The following is a 25,259-nucleotide window of genomic DNA, read 5'->3' on the forward strand; positions in this document are numbered from 1 at the left end:
TAGTCATTTCTATTATCAGTCCTCCACCCGCTTAGCCCTCAATGTTCATTCTCCGGCTGCGTTTGCGGAAGTACAGAAACCCAAGAATAACTAATCCGCCAGCAATTAGTACATAGACCACATTGGAGTAGACATCCATGTACATGGCAATGTCCTCCCAGGATTCGCCCAAAGCTGCGCCAATAAGCACAAGCAGCAAATTCCATCCCAATGTGCCAATCGTTGTGAAGATCATAAATACTCCAAATTTCATACCTGACATTCCCGCCGGAATCGAAATCAGACTGCGGACCAGCGGAACCATCCGACAAAACAATACAGTCCAATAGCCATATTTATCAAACCAGGCGTCAGCCTTGTGGATATCTTTTTTAGTGACGCGAATTAGGCCCCCCCAGCGTTCAACCAGTTTCTCTAACCGGCTCACATCCAATAATCGGCCAATATAATAGAGAATTACTGCACCCAGTAGTGATCCAGCCGTGGCAGCAATGATTACACCAGGTATAGTTAAGCTCGTCGTAGTGGTCATAAACCCTCCAAAGGGCAGGATCACTTCTGAAGGAATTGGTGGAAATATATTTTCAAAGGCCAGCATCAGAAAAATACCGAAGTAACCAAACTGCTCCATAAAGTCTGTAATCCATGCTTGCATTCTTGTTACCCCCATTTCTCATATCAAGTTCTTCTTCAGGTTGCGTAAATAGCGGCTGCGAATAAAAAAGAAGTATAGTCCTTGAACAGCCAAATATCCGAGTAACACCGCGCCTGTCTCCGTTGCGATAGATAAGTAGAACAACCGTTGAAGCGCAATAAAGGCAAACACACTGTGTAAAATAGCTATTCCGACCGGCACAAAAAACAATAGAGCGAGCTGAATTGTGACTATTCGATTGAGTTCTTTATCCGTAAGCCCCATCTTGGACAAAGTGGAATATTGATTGCGATCATGATCAAGATCGGTATATAACCGGAAGTAAAGAAAGCTGCCTGCCGCGATAAAAAAGACAGTACCCACCAGCAATGAAGCAAAAAGCATTGTGTTATACAATGTTTTCTGAAATTCAAACAGCGTGCCGCTGATCACAATCGCATACGGAGAATCACTTTCATAGGACTGTTTGCCTTTATGGGCAAGATCATCTGCGATACCTACCGTCTGTGGAAAATCCTCTACATAAAAACCTGTATAAAGATCCGTCTGCACGGGATCAATAGCGCTGTAGAGCTCATCACTGATCACGACACCACTAAAATCCCCGCCATCTCTACCATCCAGCTCCGGCAATAAATATTCAGCAATGGGGACTTGCGCGGTATAACCTATTTCTTTAATGGCAAGTCCTTGCTGCAAGGAATAGACCGCTTTTACTCTGCCTTCTGTTAAACTGCGATCCCGCTGTGAACCAATCATCACCAGACCTTCGTTGCCCACCAGAGCACGCTCAGCCGTTGTGAAACCTGCACGCTGCAGGGCGAGATTATAATCACTAAAAGCAATCAAGGGAAGGCGTAAAGTGCGATCGGGTCCAGTCTGAGCTTCGACCTCAGCATATTTAATCGGGATACTAAGCGCTTCATAAGGGAGTCCGTGCGTCTTGAGCTCTTCCTTAATTTCGTTCAGATGCTGATCAAAGGGTTCATCCGCCTGATTTCCTTTAGCTACATAACCCACTGCTGCAGGATAATCCAATTTCAGCTCTCTGGAAAGTGTATGTATCGATGCAAATACCCCTACTGAAGTGAAGGAGACTGCGGATACAATCGTCACCATAAAAAACATTCGGCCATTCTCTTTCCAGCGGTAGGACAAGCCCGATAAAGTGATGATATTCGTACGATGCCAATACAAGCGCCGAATGTCCTTAAGCAGCTTAACCACACAAATACTTAGCTGGGTATAAAAGAGATACGTCCCGATAACCGTAATCGCAACGACCGGAAACATGACTTTCTCTACGGAAGCAGCTTTTGCAGTAGCCGCCATATAATAACCACTGATCAGCAGTACAGCAGAGATAAATGACAATATAAACGATACTTTGGGTTCTTCTTCTGCCTTACGTTCTCCCTGAAACAGACGCATCAGTGACTCATTGCCGATAAAAACAAAGGTGCAAAGCGATATCAGAAAAAACAATAACACGAAGCTGCAGATCGTAAGCACAAGTGCCTGCCATGGGAGATGAAAGGTTAACAGGGGAATTCCCAAAAAAGTGGATCCGATCATCAGGAATAATTTGCCCAGAAGTAACCCGAGAAGGGTACCCGTCAGGATGGCAGAGGTGCCGATCATCATATTTTCCAGAAAAACCATGGTGTTTAGCTGTCTCTTCGTCATTCCATGCATCAATAAAATTCCGAACTCCATCTTCCGCGACTGCAGGAAGGATCCAACGGATACGAGCACGAACAAAGAACAAAAGACATAAATAATTGCCTCTGCCACCATCATCGTATGAGCCGCCGTACTATAAATTAAGCTCTTTGAAATATCCGGATGGTAAATAAACAAAGCGCACACGAAAAAGATCATCACCGAAAAAGCACTGACGACAAAATAAGCGGCATATTTGCGTTTATTACGTGTTACATTCCTATAAGCGAATTGCCGAAAGGTCATGGCTGGTTCCCCCAAGCAGAGACAACATATCAATAATACTTTGGAAGAAAGCGCCTCTATTACTGCCCTTGTACATTTCACTATAGAAACGTCCGTCTTTAATAAAGATGACCCGGTTGCAAAAGCTCGCAGCCACTGCATCATGCGTGACCATCAGCACCGTAGCTCCTTCTTCCTTATTCACCTCTGTCAACATATTCATGACTTCCCCTGAGGCTTTGGAATCCAGATTGCCTGTGGGCTCATCCGCCAAAATTAACGCTGGACGATGAATCATCGCCCGGGCGATAGCCGCCCGCTGCATTTGTCCGCCTGAGACCTCATACGTGCGCTTCTTCAGCAAATGTTCTATGCCAAGCAAGGTAGTGACCTCTTTTAGCCTGCTCTCCATCTCTGGGACACGGGCACCTGCAAGCGTTAAAGGTAATACGATGTTCTCCTCTACAGTGAGCGTATCCAGTAGATTAAAATGCTGAAAGACGAAGCCTAGCTCATGACGGCGAAAAAGTGCCTTTTCTTTTCTGCTAAGCAGATTAGGATCTCGCCCGTTGATCAGAATCTGACCGGAGGTCGGTTGGTCGATGGTGGCAATCGTGTTGAGCAGCGTTGTTTTCCCACTCCCTGATGGGCCCATTATGCCAACGAACTCCCCCTTTTCTACAGAAAAGCGGATATGATTCAGCGCCTGAGTGGACACTTTACCCTCATATATTTTTGATAAATTATGAACATCTAGAATGGGCAAGTGTTACCTCTCCTTCTTTCGACTGGATTGCCTTCATTATACAAAGTGTACACATGGGCTGCTATTTCTGAAACTTACAATGCCCTTACACATTTGTAAGGTTTGTTATATGCTGCTCCCTAAATACAATCCGCACGGTGGTCCCGCTTCCTTCTTCGGAACGGATACTCACCTCATGTCCAAGCTTGCCGCAGATCTGCTTCACGAGATATAAACCCATCCCCGTAGATTCCTGGAAGGTTCGTCCATTCACCCCGGTAAAATATGCATCGAACACGCGCGGCAGATCTCCTGCGGGTATGCCCACTCCTTCATCCCGGATCTCAAGCACAGTCTGCTTATCTTCCGTGACCATCCCTTGAAAAAAAACATGTTTGCCCTCTTCAGTCGTATAACGTACAGCGTTCGTAATCAGCTGCGTAAGGACAAAAGTGAGCCATTTTTCATCCGTAGTTACGGTAATTTGCTCATCTATTTGTATAGCTGGAAAAACTCTTTTTCGAATAAAAAGCCGCTTCTGCTCAGAGGTCACACCACGCACGATTGTCTCCAAATTCAGCCGTTCCACATAGAAATCGTGTTCAAAAGTATCCAGACGGGCCGTATAAAGCACGGTATCCAGTCCTTTTTTCAGACGATCCAGTTCATCACCAATTGCCGTAAAAGGAGGGCCATCCTTATCCTGAATGATCAGATGAATGACAGACAATGGCGTCTTCATGCCATGTACCCATTGATTAATAAAGTGAATATGTTCTTCTAATTTGTGGCGGTAGCTGTGCAAATCATTTTTGTAGAGGCGGAATTGCGACCCCAGTAAACCTCGCAAGCTTACGGCTAGCGGAGAATCCTGTGCAGGGCCACCTGCCTCATCGAGAGAGGAGGGCGTAGTCTCCAAACGTTCATAGAACGTGCGATTGGTGACATAACGGTAAGCGAGGTAGCCAATCAGTAGACAAGTGCTGAGCAGCGCGGCATATAAACTTACATTCAGACCGCTGCCTCCATCCAGCCGATACACTAATGTGATCAGGACTAGCTGGGCTAGATAAACCACGATCAGGGGGAACTGTTCCCTTAAAAACAACTTCATTCCTCATCCCCCCAATTCGGAATCAAACGGTAGCCTTGACCGCGCACGGTTTGTAGTCCATCTGTGATAGCGAGAGCAGCAAGTTTTTTGCGTACACGTGTAACATATACATTTAATGTATTTTCATCCACGAAGGCTTGATCATCCCAGATTTTTTCGAGCAGCCTGTCCCGGGTAACGATGACTCCGGACTTTTGCATCAGCTCATCTAGTATTTTGGCTTCCGTGTGGCTTAAGTCCACTTTAGCTTCGCCTCGGGTAAGGATTAGCCGCTCTACATCCAGCGTCATTCCCGCAACGTTCAGTGTGCGTTCATTATTCCCTCCGGCATAGGTGCCGTAGGCGCGCCGCAGCTGACTTTTGATTTTGGCCATCGCGATTTCGTAATCAAAAGGCTTAGTGATATAATCGTCGGCTCCATTTTCCAGCGCCATTACTTGGTCCATTTTGCCATCGCGGGCAGATATAAAAAGAATAGGGCAGGTTGAAATTCCGCGAATTTGGCGGCACCAGTAATAACCATCGTATTTTGGCAAATTAACATCAAGGAGCACCAGATGTGGCGCGAACGCCTCAAACTGAGTGCGGACCCGCTCAAAATCACTCACCGCCTGCGTATCATATCCAAACTTATGTAAATAATCCTGCAGCAAAGCCACAAGTCCACGGTCATCTTCTATAATAAATATTTTAAACATATCATACCTCCGGTCCAGCCTTAACAATATAAGGGGGTCTGCCAAATAATATATACACCGTGCATAGGGTTAGTCAAATCAGAAGGAAGAAAAAAGAACCCATGAAGCACCTATTTACGGCACCTTCTAGGTTCTTGGATAAGTTAGGTTTGCGGATATCAACTAGTCCCATTGTTTCTTCTGAATCCCGGCAAGAACTCGCTCTACAGGTGCCCAGCCGATAAGTTCTGGTTGGCTCCAGCCTGGAGCAGCTTGCAGATGGCAAATTTCCATGTAGTGATCTATCCTTACTTTATCCCAGGCATGAATGGCCTCGCCATTCCCAAGGGCCAAAGCTACATGCCCCCAATCCTTAAGCTCACCGTCCACCAAACCTGAGCAAGTATAAAAAACAAACGCGCCAGCTGGCGGAGCCCCGGTGTTCTTGTGCGCATCGTACAGCTCAGCGGATTCACGTGCATCGCTGCCTCCCCACATTTCGATCCCATTGCTTCTTTCATATGCATCTTCAACAAAAGCAAGACAACGCAGCGGATACTCCTGCGACCCCAGCCGCTCTTTAGCCCAACTAATAGCATTCTCAATTTCCTTGCCAAATTCCACGTCCATTACCAATATACATTCCTCCAAAGTACGATTTAGTGTTGAACACATCATACCTGAACCAGCTACTCATGAACTGGTATTATATAGTTATTAATTAAACTATCCCAATCCTACCTGAGTGGTCATCTACTTCAGCCAACCATTACTTACAAAAACATAAAAAACCGTAAATGAGCATAGCCCATTACGGCTTTAACAAACTATAAATTGGTTTAAGAATACAGTAGTGGTGGTGGCAGCGGTGGCAGCGAGGTAGCGGTGGCAGCGATAACGGTAGTGGAGGTGGCAGCGGTGGCAGCGGTGGTAGCGATAACGGTAGTGGAGGACAATTTAGAGTTGATATTGCAGACGCCGAACGGTGATATCCCATCGAACATAAGTAACTTATTGCTTGTTGAAGTAACTTATCTGTGGATATATAGCGCTTATAGAGATGTATACGCTCGATCGGCTCCATTCTATGGGATTATACCGCTCCTTTGGCCGCAACTACTCCATCCGCTCCATTCTACGGGATTTATACCGTACATTTGACCGTATACGCTCGATCGCCTCTATTCTACGGGATTTATACCGTTCATTTGGCCATATACGCTCCATCGACTCCATTCTACGGGATTTATACCGTACATCTGGCTATATGGCTCCATCGGCTCCATTCTACGGGATTTATACCGTTCATTTGGCTATAGGTGCTCCGTCGGCTCCATTCTACGGGACTTATACCGTACATTTGGCTATATGTGCTCCGTCGGCTCCATTCTACGGGATTTATACCGTTCATTTGGCTATAGGTGCTCCGTCGGCTCTATTCTACGGGATTTATACCGCTCATTTGACCACAGTGACTCGAGTGGCACCATTCTGCGGGACATACACCGTACATTTGGCTATATGTGCTCTGTCGGCTCCATTCTACGGGATTTATACCGTACATTTGGCTATATGTGCTCCATCGGCTCCATTCTACGGGATTTATACCGTTCATTTGGCTTAATGTGCTCCGTCGGCTCCATTCTACGGGATTTATACCGTTCATTTGGCTATAGGTGCTCCGTCGGCTCCATTCTACGGGATTTATACCGTTCATTTGGCTATATGTGCTCCATCGGCTCCATTCTACGGGATTTATACCGCTCATCTGACCGTATACGCTCGATCGGCTCTATTCTACGGGATTTATACCGTTCATTTGCAGTATCAAGCAAATCAAAGGTACTTTTGTCCTTCTTTCGCGTCACACTAGCTAATTCGAGTAAATCAAAGGTACTTTTGTCCTTCTTTCGCGTCACACTAGCTCATTCGAGCAAATCAAAGGTACTTTCGCCCTTCTTTCGTGCCACACTAGCTAATTCGAAGTAAATCAAGGGCAATTTTGCCCTTCTTTCGCGCGATACTAAACCTTTACAGCAAAACAAGGGCATTTCTGCCCTTGTTCCCCCCCTAAAAGCACCACCGCTGAAACGATGCGTCCTCTTGTAATGTTGTATACCTCGTATGCTCCACATTTCGTACGCTCTTTGCTACATATGTTCAGCAATTCCACGCTCACTCCATATTTCGTACGCTCTTTGCTACATATGTTCAGCATTTTCACGCTCACCATATTCCGCGCGCTCTTTGCCTCATATGCTCAGCAATTCCAAGCTCACTCCACATTTCGTAAGCTCTTTGCTTCATATGTTCAGCATTTCCACGCTCACCATATTCCGCGCGCTCTTTGCTTCATATGCTCAGCATTTCCACGCTCACTCCACATTTCGCGCGCTCTTTGCCTCATATGCTCAGCAATTCCACGCTCACTCCACATTTCGTTCGCTCTTTGCCTCATATCCTCAGCAATTCCACGCTCACTCCACATTCCATATATCCTCTACTCCCACGCTATGCGCTTCGCTCACGCAGACTTATCTGCCATCCAGCAAATTACCAAGCCCACCAAGCACGCTTCCTTCTTCTTTCCGACCGCTGTTGCCGGCAGCGGACAGGATGCGATCGGCCACTCGGCTGAATGGCAGCGATTGTACCCACACCTTGCCGGGTCCGCGCAACGTTGCGAAGAACAGGCCTTCACCGCCGAACAGCGCGGTTTTGACCCCTTTTACAAACTCAATATTATAATCCACCGAAGACGTCATAGCGACTAGACAGCCAGTGTCCAGCTTAAGCGTCTCTCCCGGTTGAAGTGTGCGTTCCATAACATAACCGCCAGAGTGTACAAATGAAAGTCCATCACCCTCCAGCTTTTGCATAATAAAACCTTCCCCACCAAAAAAGCCAGTACCCAGCTTACGCTGAAATTCAATACCGATTGAAACGCCCTTTGCCGCGCAAAGGAACGAATCCTTTTGACAGATGATTTTTCCACCGTATTGCTGCAAGTCGAGCGGGATGATTTTGCCTGGGTACGGAGCAGCAAAGGTAACACTTTTACGCCCATAAGAACCACTGTGTGTGAAGACAGTCATAAACAAGCTTTCACCTGTCAACAGACGTTTGCCCGCGCCCATCAGCTTCCCCATCAAGCCACTTCCACGCGAGCCTCCGCTGCCGTCACCAAATATCGTCTCCATTGTTATTTCCTGATCCATCATCATGAAGCTCCCGGCTTCGGCAATTACACTCTCTCCTGGGTCAAGCTGCACCTCTACACACTGTATTTCCTCACCCATAATGGCATAATCAATCTCATGAGCACTCATCCCGCAGTTCCTCCTTATAATTAAAGTCATCATGTGACTTATGAATGAAAATATATACGTGCGTTGCGATTCACGGTTTCGCTAATCATAACTATCCATGAAAACCGCCTATATCCTGCAGAAAAAATCAACCAGAGGTTCTGGCTGACCTTAATCCTGGTATCCCTGAAAAATGATATTTATACCAGCTTTCTTCAGGTTACTGTACCACATCTCTTGTCAATACTTGATAATATGTTACAATACTTTTTATACTTAAATGTTTATTTAGTAGTCTAATTCTAATGATAAAGGTGAAATGAATGAATCCACAATCGGAATATGCAATTCTGCTATACTATAAATTTGTAAAAGTGCCGGATGCAGAACTATTCGCCCAGGAGCATTTGGCTTACTGCAAAGAGCTTGATGTAAAGGGACGAATTCTCATTTCTGATGAAGGCATTAACGGAACACTATCAGGTACGGTTGCCCAAACCGAGCAATACATGAAGGATTTGCGCGCAAACCCTCTGTTTAGCGATATCGTCTTCAAGATCGATGAGGCTGATGCTCATGCCTTCAAAAAGATCTTCGTTCGTTATAAAAAGGAACTCGTGACGTTCCGGGTCGAGGATGAACTGGACCCTAACGTGATTACCGGAGAGCATCTGGCGCCTAAAGATTTCTACGAAATGATGCAGCGCGACGATGTGGTGATTCTGGATGGTCGTACCGGCTACGAATTCGATCTTGGTCATTTCCGCGGCTCCATCCGCCCCGAAGTAGACAGCTTCAAAGAATTCCCGGACTGGATTCGCGAGAATATGAGCGACCTTAAGGATAAACCAATCCTGACCTACTGTACAGGCGGGATCCGCTGCGAGAAATTAAGCGGGTTTATGATGAAGGAAGGCTTTGAGCAGGTGTACCAGTTGGATGGCGGCATTGTGACTTATGGTAAAGACCCTGAGGTACAGGGCCAACTGTTTGATGGAAAATGTTATGTCTTCGATGAGCGGATCTCCGTACAGATTAATCATACCGACGAGGATATCGTTGTCGGACGTTGCCATCACTGCGGTCAGCCAGCTGACCAATTTATCAATTGCGCCAATGATGCTTGTCATCTTCAGCATATTTGCTGTGAGGACTGTGAAACACAGCACAGTGGTCATTGTTCGGACGAATGCGAAGCTATCACGAATACCGTGGGCTAAATAAAAGACAAGCTGGTCGCAAATGTCTCTACACGATTCAAAGACGAGCACAAGTGAGTCTTAAGTTAACTAAAAGGTGGCGTGCAGGATTTTCACTGTACGCCATCTTTTGTTATGAGCGAAACGTCCGAACAACGCCCCTAGGACTGCACCCTTTAAAATACGTCATATCCAACAAAAAAAAGTCAACCAGAAATTCTGGCTGACCTTAAATGTAGTATATCCCCAAATAAGCTGTTTATACAGCCTTATTCACATTACCGTACCATCATGAGGTTTACGCAAAGTAGATTGAATCTTTGGCGACTTCACTAGCTTTGGTTTGCCTAAAGAGGTTGTAAAAGTGATTACATAGCCAGCTACGACTACAGCCATCACTGTATACATCGTTTCTTTAACAGGCATATAAAAGAGTGATAGTGCCAGAACGATTACATCCATCATGATGAATACCGTACCTACTTTGATTCCCTTCCATTCACTAACCAGCAGCGACAAAATATCGTCTCCACCGCTAGCCCCGCCACTCCGCAGGATAATTCCCGCTCCTAAACCTGTCAGTACGCCGGACAAAAGAGCTGCTAATGCCAAATTGTCCTGCAAGTTGATGACCAAACCGGAATAACGTTCCATGAGACCATAGAAGATTGTAAAAGCTCCTACAGAAACAAAAGTGTTGCACACGAACGCTTTCCCTTTGAACATCCATGCTATCAAGAGTACTGGAACGTCTAGAAGCAGAGTTGAAATCGAAGGTGAAATTCCTAATACATATTTGCCAAGCAGCGATAATCCTACGAATCCGCCCTCTGACAAATGATTCTGAAAATTGATGTGATAATAAGTAAATGCAAGCAAAAATGTTCCAAACAAAATGACTGTCAATCGGAGCAGTACATTCACTCCGTAATTGTGGTTCCTCATACAGGTCTCCCCTTATCGTATATGGCGGCTAGACGTCCCACCAACCTCTACGACGGGTAAAACCGGAGGTATTGCTCCTTCGCATATATATACTCCTTCCCCTCGCAGAGGCGGTTCGTCAAGTAACAACGGTTTACGCACCTTCTACAGGGAAGCTAAGTATAAGACAGATCATAACGTTTCCAAATCGTCCTTTGGGGAATCGTCCTTCGGGGACACATGGTATCCTGATCCTTTCTCTAATTTGATAAGTTCTGTTTACATTATACCACGGAGCCACCCTACTCTAAACAGTTTGCCAGAAAAAAGCAGGAATCACTCTGTACTCCGCAGCAAACGGTTGATTGTTTCACGTCTTACACCGATCAATTGCCCTATTTCTTCCTGGGTCAATAACTCTGTTAGCGCTGCGCCATGAGAATAGTCATTAAACCAGCGGGTTAGCAATTCCATACGTTCTGCAGGTGTACCTACAGTAAGATGATCCAGCCGTGTTTGCATAAACCGTACCTTCTCCTGAAGCAGTCTGGCGATTTCCATCGCTTGACCAGGATCATCCCGCAGCTGTTGATACCATTCTGCTGATGGAACTGCCTCCACCTCGCTCTTCATCATCGCAACTGCCGTTCCATGCGCCTCCTTTGGCGAAATGAGTGAATGATGGGGAACCATCTCACCAGGATACAGGATGTTAAATAACACCATGTTCCCATTCTCATGAAGTCTTGTGACCTTGAACAGCCCGCTTTTTACCTTAAATAAAAAATCACAGCTGTCTCCTTGGCGGAACAAGACTTCCCCCTTATGTAATATCATCTCGCTCGCTCCTTTTCCTTCTGATTATATATATTTTCAATTATATAAAATTAAACCTCATTTATGGAGATAAATCTACCTATGGGCGAGGAAAGGGGTAGATTAAAGTCCATGCAAAAACTGCTGGACACCAGAATGAAAATTCTGGCACCCAGCAGTTCAATTTACTTATAAAGTTACTTTGCTTCAAGCGGTTTCTTCCATAATCCGAGCATCAATCCGGAGATGACCGAACCGATCAGAACAGCCAACAGGAACAACAGCGCGTGGCTTGAAAGGGCAGCTACAAAGATCCCGCCATGCGGAGCCGGCACGTTGATATTCCAAAGTTGTGTAAGACCTCCAGCAACGGCCGAACCAAGAATACAAGAGGTTAGGACACGAAGCGGATCGGCTGCGGCGAATGGAATGGCCCCTTCTGTAATGAACGATAAGCCCAGCACATAGTTCGTTAAGCCTGATTTACGTTCTTCTTCCGTGAATTTATTCTTAAAGAAAGTAGAAGCCAGTGCTATTGCAAGTGGAGGTACCATCCCCCCCGCCATTACAGCAGCCATCATGAAGCCGTTGGTATTGCCACTGGTAGTGAATACACCGATGGCAAAAGTATAAGCAGCTTTATTGAAAGGTCCACCCATATCTATGGCCATCATGCCACCGAGAACCAGGCCCAGAATAACAGCATTAACAGTTCCAAGATCATTAAGCCAATCGATCAGTCCGACATTGATCCAGCTAAAGACCGGATCGAACAGGTAATACATCAATCCACCGGTAATTAGAAGCCCGAATACCGGGTATAACAGGATCGGCTTCAGTCCGTCAAGTGTTTTAGGCAGACCTGCAAATACTTTACGTAGTCCGATAATTACATAACCCGCCAAGAAACCAGCAGCCAGCCCGCCGAGGAACCCAGCATTGGAATTCAAGGCCATGTAGCCCCCAACCATACCTGGCATCAGAGCCGGACGATCACCAATGCTAAGCGCTATAAATCCAGCAAGGACTGGAATTAGGAAATGGAAGGCACCATCTCCGCCACCGATTGTCTGCAGTAACTGGAACAGCGGATGATCTGCTCCACCTACTTGTTCAATCAGGAAGGAGATTGCTAGCAGAATACCGCCACCGACTACAAACGGAAGCATGTGGGAGATCCCATTCATTAAGTCCTTATATATTTTACTGCCGATACTGCCAGATTTCTCTTTAGACCCTTCGTCATTGCCACCGCGACCTTCATTGTGATAGATCGGCGCTTCCCCATTCATAGCTTTACGAATAAGCTCTTCCGACTTACGGATGCCATCACTTACCGGTCTTTGCAGTACAGGTTTACCGTCAAAACGGGCCATTTCCACCTTTTTATCAGCTGCAACAATTACACCGCTTGCACGCCGAATCTCATCAGGGGTGAGTACGTTTTTGGCCCCTTCTGAACCATTCGTCTCTACACGGATATTAACTCCCATTTCTAGAGCTTTTTTCTTAAGGGCATCTTCAGCCATAAAAGTGTGCGCAATGCCTGTAGGACAAGCAGTTACAGCTACGACAAAAGCTTGGGAATCCGGGTTGCCCACGATTACACGTTCAGGCTCTGACTTTGCGGCAGTTTCAGCGGCTTCGTTCTCTTTCTCCTTAGCTTCGCCTTCCGCCTGCTTGGCATCAAACAAAGCTGATACCTCATCCGGAGTCTGAGTATTCATAAGCTGTTCAATGAACTCGCTATCGATCAGTAGTCTGGACAATGAGGCCAGTGTACGAAGATGCATATTGCCTGCTCCTTCTGGAGCGGCAATCATAAAGAAGATACGTGCTGGCTCATCATCAAGGGATTCAAACTCCACTCCCTTTGCGCTCTTAGCAAATACAACCGTCGCTTCATTTACCGCTTTAGTCTTAGCGTGCGGCATCGCGATACCGCCACCAATCCCAGTACTGGATTGCTCTTCGCGCTTCAAAATCATCTCTTTAAAAAGGATCGGATCATTAATTCGGCCACTAGCAGCAAGACTTGCAATCAATTCATCAATTGCAGCTTCCTTAGTTGTAGCTTTTAGATCCATGATCATAGTTTCTTTTATCATTAAATCCGTTATTTTCATCATGTTCAACTCCCTTAAGTACTTTGAATGCTGTCGGCTTACACTTCTGAGATTTGGATCAGCGGTCTCAGCTGTTCAATGAATTCTCTATCCGCTAAATCATCAGAGAATGCGGTTGCACTGCCCGAGGCAACGCCTGCACGGAACGCCTCCAACAAGTCTCCTGTCAAAGACAGTGTCCCTACAAAACCAGCGATCATGGAATCCCCTGCACCTACAGAATTTTTTACTTTACCTTTTGGTGCGTTGGCGTGGTATACCCCTTGCTCCGTAATGAACAAAGCCCCTTCACCCGCCATGGAAACCAGTACATGTTTCGCTCCTGCATCCAGCAGCTTGCGTCCATAAGTAACAATCTCTTCCCTCGTGTCTATTGTTACGCCGAATAGCTCTGCAAGCTCATGATGGTTCGGTTTAACCAGCAATGGCTGATACGCCAGCGCTTTTTGAAGTGCAGCACCAGTAGTGTCAATGACGAATTCCGCTCCACTCTGTTTGCACACAGATATAAGCTTGTCATAGAAATCTGCACCCAGTGATGGGGGAACGCTTCCCGACAAAATCACTACATCCTCCGCGTTCAGAGCAGCCAGCTTTTGTAATAGTGCATCGGCTTCCGGATCAAGAATGGCGGGTCCAACACCGTTAATCTCCGTTTCTTCTCCATGCTTGAGCTTGATGTTAATCCGCGTATCATCAGAAACAAACACGAAATCGCTTGAAATTGATTCTTCGTGTAACCAATCCTCAATATATCGGCCGGTGAAGCCGCCAAGGAATCCCATAGCCTTATTCTGAACCCCAAGCTGTTTAAGCACTCGGGATACGTTAATCCCCTTCCCTCCGGGAAGCTTCAAATCACGTTTCATCCGGTTCAAGTCACCCAGTCTCAAATCTTCCACTTCCACGATATAATCAATGGAAGGATTAAGCGTTACAGTATAGATCATGATTATCCCTCAATTATGTTGGTTTTCTAAGCCATAGATTACCGATCAAAAATACGGCATCTGTAATTTCTCCAAACGATCACACGGTAATTCATAATTGCTTATCCTATATAGAATTTATACCAGCGTGAAATCCACACCCAATTGCGTGATCTCACGGATGAATTTGTCAGACGCTCCTGAATCTATAATGCAATGATCCATTTCCGTCACATCAGCAACCTTGCTAAAGGATACCTGCCCCAGCTTACTGTGATCTGCCAGTAGAATAACTTGCTTGGCGACTGCGATCATTTTGCGTTTTGTAGCTGCCTCTAACATGTTCGGGGTTGTGATGCCTTCCCGCAAATCCAGTCCATTAGTAGCAAGAAAAGTTTTATCCACTCTCACCATATCTAAGGAACGTTCTGTCATCGGTCCAACAAAAGCCATCGTATCCGGGCGAAGCATACCACCTGTAATTGAGACTTCGATATTGCGGCAATCCCGCAGCTCATTCAGCGCCATAATCGAGTTCGTAATGACTTTGATATTCGAAAAGTTCTTCAGCTCTCTGGCAATCTGCAGTGTTGTTGTTCCTGCATCAAGCAGTATAGCGTCACCCTCCTGAATCATCTCCACTGCTTTGCGGGCAATCCGTTGCTTCTCATCCAATAAATGATCTTCCTTATCAGGATAAGCCGCCTCAAAATTGACACTCTGCAAGGAAACTGCTCCGCCATGAGTACGCTTTAATAGCTTGGCTTCTTCCAGCTCCTTCAGATCACGGCGCACAGTAGACTCGGATACGCCCATTTCCTGACTTAGCTCCTGTACAGAAGCTCTTGAGTTTTTTTCCACAAAAAGCACGATTTTTTGTTTTCTCTCTTCCTCAAACATCATCGTGGCTCGCTCCTTTATGTGAGAGCGCGACCTGTACAATTCCTTGCGCTCATCTATGAATTTTCTTGACCGTTAATTGATTATATGTGACCGTTATTGATCGTTTGTGCTCGTTTATGATTTTAACAGCGTTTTCATCCTATGTAAAGTGCTAAAAAGAGACAGTGCAAAATTACATCCCAATTGCCTATCTCATATACGGCATTTATAACATATTAATAATACATACCGGGAAAAGCGGGTGATCAGAAATGGCCAATGGAAGAAACCGTGGGAGAAATAACGGTAACAGCAATGCTAATAAGAATGGGACCACCAATAACACTAATCCAGTGGAATCCGCAGAACTTAGCGCTGAGGATTATGAGATCATCGCAGCTGGACTTGTAGCATTAGGTGAGATTTTTTCCTTTTTATCTCTTGTTAAAGCAAGACAAGTTACCAAAGAAACTGGAGGCGAGGAGGTAGTTCCTGAAATCTTCACTTTATCCACTAGAAAATCTCATAAACGAAAATCAAGATAATCCACGAAAAAAGCAGCGAAGTAGTGATATACCCTTGTTATATTGCGATCTTTTTACTTGGCGTAACCTTTGTAACTAGAACCTCTATATGGGTATGCCAAGAACTACCTATAAGGAATTACCCGCTTTTGAATCAATACTTGTAAATTAGGGTTATTAAACTACATAGATATAAATTTGAATTTTGGGGGATGTTTTTATTGCCACAACAGAAGTATTTTCGGACAAACCTTGCTATTATCGCCTTTTTACTGATTTTGTACTTAGGCTCCAAAGTAATGTTTCTCTTCGCGCCACTAGGTGCCATTTTCAAATTATTACTTGTTCCCATGATGTTATCAGGGTTTATGTACTACCTGCTGCGTCCGTTAGTAAGAATCCTAGAGAAAAGAAAATTAAACCGGGCGTTCTCCATCCTGCTCATTTATTTTCTGATTGCGGGCTTGTTCGTTCTCTTCTGGATTCTAGTCTGGCCGACACTGCAAGAACAAATTCAGAACTTTATTGATAACACTCCCTACCTCGTGCAAGGTTTGCAGGATCAGTTCAATGCATTGAGGGAGAATCCGACACTGTCACGTTTTTTCAAAGGGGATTCTGACGTCGCGGCCCGTTTATCAGAATTTCTTAGCGATACTATTACCTGGGTTACCAATTCCATGTCCAATTTGATTGGCGTTGTTTCCAGCATTGTAGTGTTAATCGCCACTTTGCCCATCATTCTGTACTACATGCTAAAAGATGACTATAAGCTATCGCCTAAACTTCAAGGCTTAATTCCGAGAAAATATCGGAAGGAAGGCCAAGAGATGCTTGGAGATATCGACAGCGCATTAAGCAGCTTCATCGTCACACGTGTGGTGCTAAATGTCGTACTCGGTATTATGTTATATATAGGATTCCTTATCATCGGACTGCCTTACTCCCTGTTACTCGCCGTAATTTCAGTGCCTCTTAACTTCATTCCATATGTGGGTTCATTCTTAGCAGCGATTCCGGTAATAATAGTAGGTTTCATTGAATCACCGACGATGGCCATATGGTCTCTAGTCATAATTTTCATTGCCCAGCAGATCCAGGATAATGTACTCTCACCGATTATTTACGGAAAATCATTGGATGTTCATCCACTGACTACGGTCATCCTTGTCCTTATAGGTGGAGACTTCTACGGTATTATCGGAGTTCTTATTGCGCTCCCTGTTTATATGATTATAAAAATTGTTTTCCTGCGCGTGTATGAGATTATTATTGCAGACCGTAAAGATGAAGCTGAGCCTATCAAAAAAGAGGAGCTATAACGGTTGTGATCTACTTCGTGAACGGGCGGAGCTTAACTATAAAATAAAAAAGGGTACGTCTCCAATCACTCGGAGTCGTACCCTTTTTTATTCTTTACAGGTTCCTGAAATCACCCTCGTAAAGAACGAACTACAAAGATGTGATTGCCCTTCATCAGGTTTTGGCCGTTCTGAAGTGTAACTGAACCTTTCGTATGTGAGGTAATAATCGTATTAAAGGCAATAAGCTGATCCTCTTTCCAGACGCTGACCGCCGATTTAAAATACACTGCATTGTCAAATTGCTGCCGATCCCTCATCACATAACCCACGGAATGGAGAACTGGAGGCAGCGCTCTTTCTTTTGGAGCCAGAGCCTTAATAACAACAATATCCCGAAACGGCACAGCAATTTCCTGATGGCCAATGACCGCCACCGATGCGGAAAGGTCCCATTTGCGCAGGATTCCCTTCATAATGGTATAAGGTTTCTCTCCGCAGTACATTATAACGGGTTTACCTACCCAATGCTTCATAGCTACCTCCCCTTCGCATCACTCCATAAATTATAAGTCCGGAATGAACCAATCTATTCCTTCCATACCCTGCGACTCTAGAAATTGATTGGCCTTCGAGAACGGACGACTGCCAAAGAATCCACGATGCGACGAGAGAGGGCTTGGATGAGGTGATTGCAGCACCTTATGCCGGCTTTGGTCGATGAAAGCACCTTTTTTCTGCGCATGACTCCCCCATAATATAAATACCATGGGCGTAGTTCTTTCATTCAGCTTTTGCATTATGGTGTCTGTGAATGTCTCCCAGCCCAGACCTTTATGTGAACCCGCCTCACCCTCACGTACCGTCAGTACGGTGTTCAGCAACAACACTCCCTGCTCTGCTAAGTGCAATAAAGAGCCGTGGTTCGGAACAGGCACACCGACGTCCTCCTTCAGCTCTGCATAAATATTGCGCAGTGACGGAGGGATACGTACCCCCGGATTGACAGAGAAGCTTAGTCCGTGAGCTTGTCCGGGACCATGATAAGGATCTTGACCTAAAATAACTACACGAGTCTCCTTATAAGGCGTTAGTTTTAATGCTGTGAACAATAATTCTTTTGGCGGATAAACGGTATGTTCCTTATATTCTTCTGTTAGTACATCCATTAATTTTAAAAAATAAGGCTTTTGCATTTCATCCTGCAATACCTCATCCCAATCGTTGCCAAACATCCCCAAACTCCTCCTTCAACCGAAACCATAGCGATATAGTTTTTTATTTCCGACCATAATCCGCTTTGATCTCGCCCCACTCTTTTGTGTGCCACTTGAGCACCTTATTGTCATATGTATTGGTTTGCAACCAACGCTCTGCCCGATCAATAAGCACCCAAATTTCCTCTGTTGAAGAATCGCGCGGCAAGGTTGTTGCCACCTTCTTCTGCTTCACCCACTTCATTGCATTTACAGAATCACTGTAAACCGTTTTATCGCTTCCCTCTTTCTTCAACAACGCCAAGGCATGGACAATCGCTAAAAATTCACCTAAATTATTAGTGCCCTTTTTGATCGGACCACAGGAGAAAATGATATCTCCCGTTTGTGTATCTACACCCTTATATTCAACAGGCCCCGGATTACCCCGAGTCCCCACATCTACTGAAATACTGTTGTAATCAATCTCCTCAGAGGTCTCTACTGTAGCACTGCGTTTAAAAGAACTTGTCCCCTTAGACTTTGCTGCACCAGCTGCCCCTGTTCCCCAATTCCCCTTCCAGCCCGCTTTATATGCCGCATCAGCTGCTGCTTTGGATTCATAGGATTTATATTTTGCACCGGTATAATGATCTGTCTGTGCCTGGCATTCTGCCCAAGTGCTATAGACTCCCGGTTGTTTACCTTCCCAGACTACATAATATTTCTGCTTGGCCATGGATAATGCTCCTTTTCTACTGCCTGTACTTATTGTAATCCATATTGCTCGTGAATTCATCGGATAAATCACATTTTTCAGGTCATACTATACGCCAGAGATGTCCAGGCCTATATTACCATTTGTAGATTGATTGGTAAATTACTAACTAATCACTCTATAGTAAGCTCGAAGGATATCGGTACAATTACTTAGGGAGGTTATACAGATGAGAAAGATAGCAAGTGTTGCTGCGGTATTTGCTTTTGTGTTAATGGTCGGATGTGGAAATGCAACAGATAATGCTAATAATGCTACTGCAACAAGCACTCCTGAGAACACAAATAACGCGGGTACCACTAATAATGCAGGCACCGCTAATAATCAAAATAACACCACAGATGCTGTAACCTCAGCTTCCGTAGTAGATAATGAAGAAGCCTTCAAACGCGCCATCAGTCCAGAGGGAACCTGGATTGCTGCCACACTTAAAGACTTAACCTTCACCGAAGATCTCGTCGTGGATGGAGAATTCATGAATAAAGAGGAACCCGCCAGAAAAATTGCTCTATACACACAAGATGCGGATCACAACATCACCAACTCCTTCAAACTGACTGCTCCAAAATTGACCATCAAGAGTAAAAACGCCCGTATTCAAGGCGGCACTTTTATTGGAGATGTATACGTAGAAGCGGATGGTTTTACCCTGGTGAACGCAACCGTTGAAGGCAATGTCTACTTCGCAAACGATCAATATAAATCCACCTTTAATTCATCCGATCAAGGAAAAGTAACTGGTGTTACAGAAGTGAAAAAATAAGCTTCAACCCCAGAAAGGTGATCTGAAGTCGTTAAGACTTGAGACCACCTTTTTTATATACATTTTTATTCTTGATAAAAACCATCTTTGAAAAAATTGTACCATCCCTCGACGGTTTCGATTGGGAAACCCTCTAACTTCTTCATAACTTCCCTTGCAAATTCTAAAGCAGCCGTACCATTAGCAGTAATGATATGTTCACTCGAAACTGCCTGTTTTTCTATATAATTTGCATCTCCTTTATAATTAGGAGCGTTTTGTTTTAAATAATCCAATGAATTTCCGGTATGCGGTATGTTGTCTAAATAGCCATGTTCAGCCAAAAAAGTTGTAGCGTCACATATAGCGGCAATAGGTACACTCTCCTGCAAACATTTTTCAATCACTGGAGTAATAGCTGAATTATCTTTCCAGCCTGTGCCCCCGATTAAAATTAACATTTCATACTGAACAGGTAAACTGTCTAAAGTATAGTCAGGTACAACAGTAAATCCACCCATAGATTTGACATTGTCGCTAGTTAAAGCAACTGTGCTTACTTTAAATTCACTCTCCGGCTTATTTAGTTCGGCACTAATATATCCGCTTTCCCAATCAGCGTAGCCATTGGATAGAAACATCAAAACTTCTTTTTTCATATATTAGCACTCCCTTTAAGTTCTAACGCCACTTCCGCCACTTCTCGCCCATTTACCAGCAGCACAATCCGGTGCTCTCCTGGATAATGACGCCGAGTTGTTAAATCAGCCCAACGATGTGTCCGTTTACCTGACAGAATTGTACCTCCAGGTACGGTCTTATCCGATAACAAAAAAGATTTACGAGAGGTTCGACCTGCCGCTTTCACGAAATAGATTCCGTACTCAATCCGAATCCGTGCCGGAGCTCCCTCACGAACTTGAAGCTTATACTGTAATTCAGAGCTTTCGCCAATGGTCAGGATAGAAGGTTCCAATAGAATTGAAGCACTCGTTATAAGTGGAGTAGCTTCGTCTGTCTGCTCTGCGTATCCGAATAAAGCCATAATCTCTGGCTCAGCTTTACGAATCAAAGAACGGCAGCCGTGCCGCACAATCCAGTCTGTATCGGGATGTGTTCCCTTCCAGCGCCGAGCGGTATCGAGCACCACTTCCGGATGATCCTTCGCAATATCATTCAAATTATTAGCGACACTTTTACGCACATACAGGGATGTATCCGCCTTAAGCTGCTCAAGTACAGGTAATACCGGAGCCGGGTCAAGCTTGAACATGGGGAGCGCCTGTCCCCAAGGCAAACGAGGCCGACAGCCTTCACTAGCCAGCCTACGTACATGCTCATCAGGGTGCTTCGCCCATATCTGCATTTGAGCCATCATCCGCTCTGGTTCCCGCAAAAGAAACGGCCTAACTGCAAATTCAGCCGATGATTTCGCTGTGAATCTTTCCAGCGCCTGCATAGACAACGCCCAATGTTCGTCTCCTTGGCCATATACCTCAACGAAATCCGGAAAAATTAAATACGGAAATCCTACACATTCCTCAGCAATGGCGAATAGGATAGCCAGCGCTTCCTCATAAGGAAGCTGTAAGTGGCTGCCCAACGTCTCGGTGATCCGCCGCATTCTTGCCTTCAGCTCAAGCGTATCCCACGGTTCAGTCATGGCTGAGCTTACAAATGCCTCAGTATCGAAGACACTATGTACGCCACGAATCTTTTCGCCGAACTCACGCAGAAATTGTTCATTGTACATTGCTTTTAAAGGTTCAGCCATTCGATAATCCCTCATTTTCATCTTTAGATCAGCAAACGTGATTCTGTCAGGAAATCGTAGCACACCCAATTTGACAACAGTATGTCAACTTTGGCAGCTAAGAATTAATTAGTACCTTTACCTCTTCAATCCCTTGTTGGGCTCGACTGTTTAACGCACGTTTATCTTTAAGGTTATGTTCTTTAAGTTCGTGTCCAGGATCAATGACCAGCGGCTGTGAGATTACATCCTCGAGGATTTGAACAGCAACCTTACATCCTTGAAATAACAGTTCTTTTGTGATCACTTGATTATGAGAACGAATGATTTCAAGCATTTTTTCCGCATAAATCAGTCTAACCAAACTATCGGCGCTCATAATATTCCGCGAAGCAAAAGAAGCCACTTTTTCCACAATCCAGCTATCCTGATAATTCCGCGAGATGGATTCCAGTATCGTAATCGCATCCCAGTCCCGTATCGACAACTGCTTGACGTGCTCCGTGGCCCATTCCTGCAGCCATTCCAGCTCCACTTCTCTTGGAATTTCAAAACTCTTGTACTCCTTAAGCACTCCTGCTTTATGCATATTTAAAAAATGACCCAAAAACTGAATGTACAGCTCCTTGGCTCTTTGTGTCTGTTCCGTCATCTGGCAATCATCCTTTCATTATCCAAATCATATCCATTCCCCGGTTTCTTTTCAAATTAAAAAGATAAAAAAGGACAGGTAGCGAAATCATCGCAATACCTGCCCTTTAATAACTTCGGGTTATGGTAAATAGTTTGCTTCAACCGGAGGGTTTTTCTCCACTATTTTCAATTCTAGACCTCCGAATCTCTTCGCCAGCTTGTTATATACCAGCGCTACAAGCATACCCACCAATCCATAAATGAGTATCAAAATAACCGGCATAATCAAATAAGGGATACCCATAACAACCATAAACGTCTCTTTAATGATAAGCCCGATCACCACCATCCCTAAACCTACTATAAACAATAGCAGTGTAGGAATGATCATAAAATAGATAGTCGTTTTAAAAAAACTCTTTTTGTTAATTTCCAGCACTTCATAGTCTTTCATTATGTAATCCCCTTAATTTATTTAGAGTGGTAAAATTCCCCTCTTTGTTTCATTAAAGATGATCTTAAATACAATTTCAACCAAATTTCTCATATTTTCGACTTTTACCAAAGAATTCTTCCTAAAACTCAACGATAAATCATGGTAAAATAACTCCTATGGTTTAATATATCATCATGTACAAGATGTCACCGGAGGGAATAACATGCCACAAACACTAGTGAAAAATATTGATTTTTTTATAGCTGCCTTATCCCAAACCTATATTTCTGCGCTACAGCTTGATCCTGATGGAATGTATTCAGAGGTTGCTTCAGGAATTGTTGAACTGTTCTCTGATGAACAAGTACGGCTGAGAAGATATGACGGATCAGTATCCCATTATGCAAGAGACAACACCAAATTTCAGCGATGACAAAAGGACGTGAACTGGAAAAAGGTCATTGTGAATGATCCTCTTCCAGCTCACGTCCTTACTCACTCTGCACACAACTAATCTAGCACGATCCATTCGCCTTCAGCATCCGCTGACTTCATTTCTGCTTCCACGATTCTTAGAGACTCCGCTGTACTCTCTGGTGTACAAATAATGATAGGCTTATCCTGAATAATGACATCCAGAAAATATACAAGCTCCCTATAGTAGCCAACATCCGGCGAAAGTTCCGCTAAATAGCCTGCCCCGTCGTTCGGATTGACCTTGACCTCGCTGCCGTCAAACACTATATTTCCTCGTTCAAAATTAACCCGATACCCCATGTAAAACCCAAAATCACCTTCCAGCGTCCAATCCACCTGAGCATTAATTACTTTTGCATCCTTATAAAAATAGTGAGTCGATGCGATATCATATCCGCTTCCCGGAAGGACATTACGTCCTAAGGATGATACTTTATCCGGTCTGCCGAACAGATAGTTAATCATATCCGTATCGTGAATATGCATATCCATAATGCCTCCACCGCTTAGTGTCTCATCAAGAAACCAATCCTTAGGAGCACCAGATCCCCTGTAAAAATACCCTTCCGTGACCTGACCGAACTGCCCGCTCTCTATCACTTCTTTTAAATACTCATACCCCGGCCAAAAACGGAGACAATGTCCGATCATCAGTTTTTTCCCACAGCGGACTGCCGTCTCCACCATTTTCAGCGCTTGTGCGGAAGTTCTGGCCATCGGTTTCTCACAAAATACATGATATCCACGTTCCAGCAGCGAACAAGTCATTTCCGCATGCAGATAAGTAGGAACCGCAATGTCGATCATATCCAGTTCCTCACTGGCTATCATTTTCTCCAGATCATCGTATAGATTGTAAGCTGACAAATCATAGACTTCCTGGGCAGTGCTCATATTCCCGGCTGCTTTTCCATCCTTTAATTCCTCAATTCGCAAATCACAGATGGCTTTAAGGGCAATGGGCTGCCCCTCTTCCGTTAAGCGCACATAATTATCAAAATGCATCCGGCCCATAAATCCAAAACCGATCAAACCTATTTTCAACATCGTGAAGTCTCCTTTACTAAAAATATGGCACTTAAAGTATCCGTATCCAGGTACCTTCCTGATCAGCCGATTGGATTTCAGCCTCAATGATTTCTATGGACTGAGCCGCACTTTCAGGCATACATAGGGTCACTGGCTCATCGTTCTGAATGACTTTTAAGAAATATACCAACTCTCTGTAATATCCGGTATGCGAAGAAAGCTTCGCAATGAACCCCGGTTGACAATTAGGATTCACCTTAACTTCCGCGCCATCGAAGACTACATTCCCCCGTTCAAAATTAATCCGATAGCCCATGTAAAAACCAAAGTCGCCTTCCAGTGTCCAGTCCGCTTGGGCATTGACTACTTTTCCATCCTGATAAAAATAATGAGTGGAGACGATATCATAGCCACTTCCCGGTAAAACCTTCCGCCCAAGCGTTGATACTTTATCCGGTTTTCCGAATAAGTGATGGATGATGTCCGTATCGTGTACATGCATATCCAGCATACAGCCACCACTTAGCTCATCATTGACCAGCCACCCTTTAGGAGCACCGGAACCCCGGTAAAAATAAGCCTCTGTCACTTCACCGAACTCACCGCTAGCTATGATCCCCTTCAAATATTCATATCCCGGCCAGAAGCGAAGACAATGGCCAATCAGCAATTTTTTTCCGCTGCTTTGCGCCGCCGCTACCATCTTCCAAGCTTCTGCGGAATGTCTCGCCATCGGCTTTTCACAGAACACATGATACCCTCGTTCCAGCAGCGAACAAGCCATTTCAGCATGCAAGTACGTAGGTACTGCAAGGCTAATAGCATCTAGTTCTTCTTTTTCGAGCATATGCTCCAAATTCTCATAAAGGTTGTAAGGGGATAAATCATATACCTCGTGGGCCGTGTCCATATTTCCCGCGGATTTAGTATGTTTAAGGACTTCAATCTGGGGGTCACAAATGGCAACCAGAGAAATCGGATGGCCGTCTTCCTGTAATTGAACATACTGATCAAAGTTCATTCGGCCCATAAATCCAAAGCCCACCAGCCCCACTCTGAGCACAGCCT

At 44.7% G+C, this 25,259-nt stretch carries 29 protein-coding genes; 6 read left to right on the forward strand and 23 right to left on the reverse strand.

All coding sequences use genetic code 11. The annotated features are described in order from the left end of the window. Positions 1-31: 31 nt before the first annotated feature. From MKZ16_RS23225 to MKZ16_RS23250, 6 genes are all read right to left on the reverse strand, one after another. Positions 32-655, reverse strand: a complete 624-nt coding sequence (locus tag MKZ16_RS23225) for a DedA family protein (protein ID WP_038572570.1) — start codon at positions 653-655, stop codon at positions 32-34. A gap of 18 nt (positions 656-673) precedes the next feature. Next, a complete protein-coding gene (locus MKZ16_RS23230; RefSeq protein WP_076104362.1) occupies positions 674-2,623 on the reverse strand; it encodes an FtsX-like permease family protein in 1,950 nt (649 codons plus the stop codon). Continuing rightward, complete coding sequence (locus MKZ16_RS23235) at positions 2,598-3,368, reverse strand: ABC transporter ATP-binding protein (RefSeq protein ID WP_036682980.1); 771 nt, start codon at positions 3,366-3,368, stop codon at positions 2,598-2,600. Before MKZ16_RS23235 ends, MKZ16_RS23230 begins: the two co-directional genes overlap by 26 nt. Positions 3,369-3,453: 85 nt before the next feature. Next, positions 3,454-4,461: a sensor histidine kinase gene (locus tag MKZ16_RS23240; RefSeq protein ID WP_036682982.1), complete on the reverse strand. Its 1,008-nt coding sequence runs from the start codon at positions 4,459-4,461 to the stop codon at positions 3,454-3,456. Continuing rightward, on the reverse strand, positions 4,458-5,159 hold the full coding sequence (locus tag MKZ16_RS23245; RefSeq protein ID WP_036682984.1) for a response regulator transcription factor: 702 nt from the start codon (positions 5,157-5,159) through the stop codon (positions 4,458-4,460). The genes MKZ16_RS23240 and MKZ16_RS23245 overlap by 4 nt, the downstream gene beginning before the upstream one ends. 162 nt (positions 5,160-5,321) lie before the next feature. Beyond that, positions 5,322-5,768 carry an NlpC/P60 family protein gene (locus MKZ16_RS23250; RefSeq protein ID WP_076104478.1) on the reverse strand — a complete coding sequence of 149 codons (447 nt, stop codon included), beginning with the start codon at positions 5,766-5,768 and terminating at the stop codon, positions 5,322-5,324. Positions 5,769-6,225: 457 nt separating this feature from the next. Between MKZ16_RS23250 and MKZ16_RS23255 the strand changes: the two genes are divergently transcribed. Beyond that, positions 6,226-6,762: a hypothetical protein gene (locus MKZ16_RS23255; protein ID WP_179089997.1), complete on the forward strand. Its 537-nt coding sequence runs from the start codon at positions 6,226-6,228 to the stop codon at positions 6,760-6,762. 97 nt (positions 6,763-6,859) lie between these two features. On the opposite strand, the gene MKZ16_RS23260 is transcribed toward MKZ16_RS23255, so the two are convergent. From MKZ16_RS23260 to MKZ16_RS23270, 3 genes are all read right to left on the reverse strand, one after another. Continuing rightward, a complete protein-coding gene (locus MKZ16_RS23260; protein ID WP_143759014.1) occupies positions 6,860-7,057 on the reverse strand; it encodes a hypothetical protein in 198 nt (65 codons plus the stop codon). Between the two features lie 407 nt (positions 7,058-7,464). Continuing rightward, positions 7,465-7,626: a hypothetical protein gene (locus MKZ16_RS23265; RefSeq protein ID WP_179089996.1), complete on the reverse strand. Its 162-nt coding sequence runs from the start codon at positions 7,624-7,626 to the stop codon at positions 7,465-7,467. Positions 7,627-7,672: 46 nt separating this feature from the next. Next, complete coding sequence (locus MKZ16_RS23270) at positions 7,673-8,467, reverse strand: TIGR00266 family protein (protein WP_076104358.1); 795 nt, start codon at positions 8,465-8,467, stop codon at positions 7,673-7,675. A gap of 302 nt (positions 8,468-8,769) precedes the next feature. Between MKZ16_RS23270 and MKZ16_RS23275 the strand changes: the two genes are divergently transcribed. After that, complete coding sequence (locus MKZ16_RS23275; protein WP_036682991.1) at positions 8,770-9,666, forward strand: rhodanese-related sulfurtransferase; 897 nt, start codon at positions 8,770-8,772, stop codon at positions 9,664-9,666. 252 nt (positions 9,667-9,918) lie between these two features. Here the strand turns inward: MKZ16_RS23275 and MKZ16_RS23280 are convergent, their stop codons facing one another. From MKZ16_RS23280 to MKZ16_RS23300, 5 genes are all read right to left on the reverse strand, one after another. Further along, complete coding sequence (locus MKZ16_RS23280; RefSeq protein ID WP_036682994.1) at positions 9,919-10,590, reverse strand: YitT family protein; 672 nt, start codon at positions 10,588-10,590, stop codon at positions 9,919-9,921. Positions 10,591-10,905: 315 nt separating this feature from the next. Then, complete coding sequence (locus tag MKZ16_RS23285) at positions 10,906-11,406, reverse strand: Crp/Fnr family transcriptional regulator (RefSeq protein ID WP_036682996.1); 501 nt, start codon at positions 11,404-11,406, stop codon at positions 10,906-10,908. Positions 11,407-11,582: 176 nt separating this feature from the next. After that, positions 11,583-13,511: a fructose-specific PTS transporter subunit EIIC gene (locus MKZ16_RS23290; RefSeq protein ID WP_038572586.1), complete on the reverse strand. Its 1,929-nt coding sequence runs from the start codon at positions 13,509-13,511 to the stop codon at positions 11,583-11,585. A gap of 38 nt (positions 13,512-13,549) precedes the next feature. Continuing rightward, positions 13,550-14,461: a 1-phosphofructokinase gene (gene pfkB, locus MKZ16_RS23295; protein ID WP_076104357.1), complete on the reverse strand. Its 912-nt coding sequence runs from the start codon at positions 14,459-14,461 to the stop codon at positions 13,550-13,552. Positions 14,462-14,578: 117 nt separating this feature from the next. Next, a complete protein-coding gene (locus tag MKZ16_RS23300; RefSeq protein WP_305953507.1) occupies positions 14,579-15,343 on the reverse strand; it encodes a DeoR/GlpR family DNA-binding transcription regulator in 765 nt (254 codons plus the stop codon). A gap of 251 nt (positions 15,344-15,594) precedes the next feature. On the opposite strand from MKZ16_RS23300, the gene MKZ16_RS23305 reads away from it, so the two are divergent. Next, on the forward strand, positions 15,595-15,867 hold the full coding sequence (locus tag MKZ16_RS23305; RefSeq protein WP_036683002.1) for a hypothetical protein: 273 nt from the start codon (positions 15,595-15,597) through the stop codon (positions 15,865-15,867). Between the two features lie 191 nt (positions 15,868-16,058). Continuing rightward, complete coding sequence (locus MKZ16_RS23310) at positions 16,059-17,168, forward strand: AI-2E family transporter (RefSeq protein WP_339814762.1); 1,110 nt, start codon at positions 16,059-16,061, stop codon at positions 17,166-17,168. Between the two features lie 110 nt (positions 17,169-17,278). Here the strand turns inward: MKZ16_RS23310 and MKZ16_RS23315 are convergent, their stop codons facing one another. From MKZ16_RS23315 to MKZ16_RS23325, 3 genes are read right to left on the reverse strand one after another with little or no spacing between them, the layout of a single operon-like run. Further along, positions 17,279-17,683, reverse strand: coding sequence for a hypothetical protein (locus MKZ16_RS23315; RefSeq protein ID WP_036683006.1), 405 nt, complete (start codon positions 17,681-17,683; stop codon positions 17,279-17,281). Positions 17,684-17,713: 30 nt separating this feature from the next. Next, positions 17,714-18,382, reverse strand: coding sequence for a uracil-DNA glycosylase (gene ung / locus MKZ16_RS23320; protein ID WP_036683009.1), 669 nt, complete (start codon positions 18,380-18,382; stop codon positions 17,714-17,716). Between the two features lie 43 nt (positions 18,383-18,425). Then, a complete protein-coding gene (locus MKZ16_RS23325) occupies positions 18,426-19,082 on the reverse strand; it encodes a ribonuclease H family protein (protein WP_038572590.1) in 657 nt (218 codons plus the stop codon). A 208-nt stretch (positions 19,083-19,290) separates the two neighbouring features. Between MKZ16_RS23325 and MKZ16_RS23330 the strand changes: the two genes are divergently transcribed. Further along, positions 19,291-19,884 carry a hypothetical protein gene (locus MKZ16_RS23330; RefSeq protein ID WP_036683014.1) on the forward strand — a complete coding sequence of 198 codons (594 nt, stop codon included), beginning with the start codon at positions 19,291-19,293 and terminating at the stop codon, positions 19,882-19,884. A gap of 65 nt (positions 19,885-19,949) precedes the next feature. Here MKZ16_RS23330 and MKZ16_RS23335 read toward each other — a convergent pair whose 3' ends face one another. From MKZ16_RS23335 to MKZ16_RS23350, 4 genes are all read right to left on the reverse strand, one after another. Continuing rightward, entirely contained in the window at positions 19,950-20,522 is a 573-nt protein-coding gene (locus MKZ16_RS23335; protein WP_038572592.1) for a type 1 glutamine amidotransferase family protein, read from the reverse strand. After that, positions 20,519-21,637: a hypothetical protein gene (locus MKZ16_RS23340; RefSeq protein ID WP_076104355.1), complete on the reverse strand. Its 1,119-nt coding sequence runs from the start codon at positions 21,635-21,637 to the stop codon at positions 20,519-20,521. Before MKZ16_RS23340 ends, MKZ16_RS23335 begins: the two co-directional genes overlap by 4 nt. A 97-nt stretch (positions 21,638-21,734) precedes the next feature. Beyond that, positions 21,735-22,268, reverse strand: coding sequence for a hypothetical protein (locus MKZ16_RS23345; RefSeq protein WP_036683019.1), 534 nt, complete (start codon positions 22,266-22,268; stop codon positions 21,735-21,737). 120 nt (positions 22,269-22,388) lie between these two features. Further along, positions 22,389-22,703: a hypothetical protein gene (locus MKZ16_RS23350; RefSeq protein WP_036683022.1), complete on the reverse strand. Its 315-nt coding sequence runs from the start codon at positions 22,701-22,703 to the stop codon at positions 22,389-22,391. Between the two features lie 205 nt (positions 22,704-22,908). Between MKZ16_RS23350 and MKZ16_RS23355 the strand changes: the two genes are divergently transcribed. Next, positions 22,909-23,118, forward strand: a complete 210-nt coding sequence (locus MKZ16_RS23355; protein WP_036683023.1) for a hypothetical protein — start codon at positions 22,909-22,911, stop codon at positions 23,116-23,118. Positions 23,119-23,195: 77 nt separating this feature from the next. Here MKZ16_RS23355 and MKZ16_RS23360 read toward each other — a convergent pair whose 3' ends face one another. Then, positions 23,196-24,209, reverse strand: a complete 1,014-nt coding sequence (locus MKZ16_RS23360; protein WP_076104354.1) for a Gfo/Idh/MocA family oxidoreductase — start codon at positions 24,207-24,209, stop codon at positions 23,196-23,198. A 31-nt stretch (positions 24,210-24,240) separates the two neighbouring features. Then, on the reverse strand, positions 24,241-25,254 hold the full coding sequence (locus tag MKZ16_RS23365) for a Gfo/Idh/MocA family oxidoreductase (RefSeq protein ID WP_076104353.1): 1,014 nt from the start codon (positions 25,252-25,254) through the stop codon (positions 24,241-24,243). Positions 25,255-25,259 lie beyond the last annotated feature (5 nt).

The organism is Paenibacillus sp. FSL R5-0928 (assembly GCF_037970385.1).
GTDB classification, from domain to species: domain Bacteria; phylum Bacillota; class Bacilli; order Paenibacillales; family Paenibacillaceae; genus Paenibacillus_AQ; species Paenibacillus_AQ odorifer.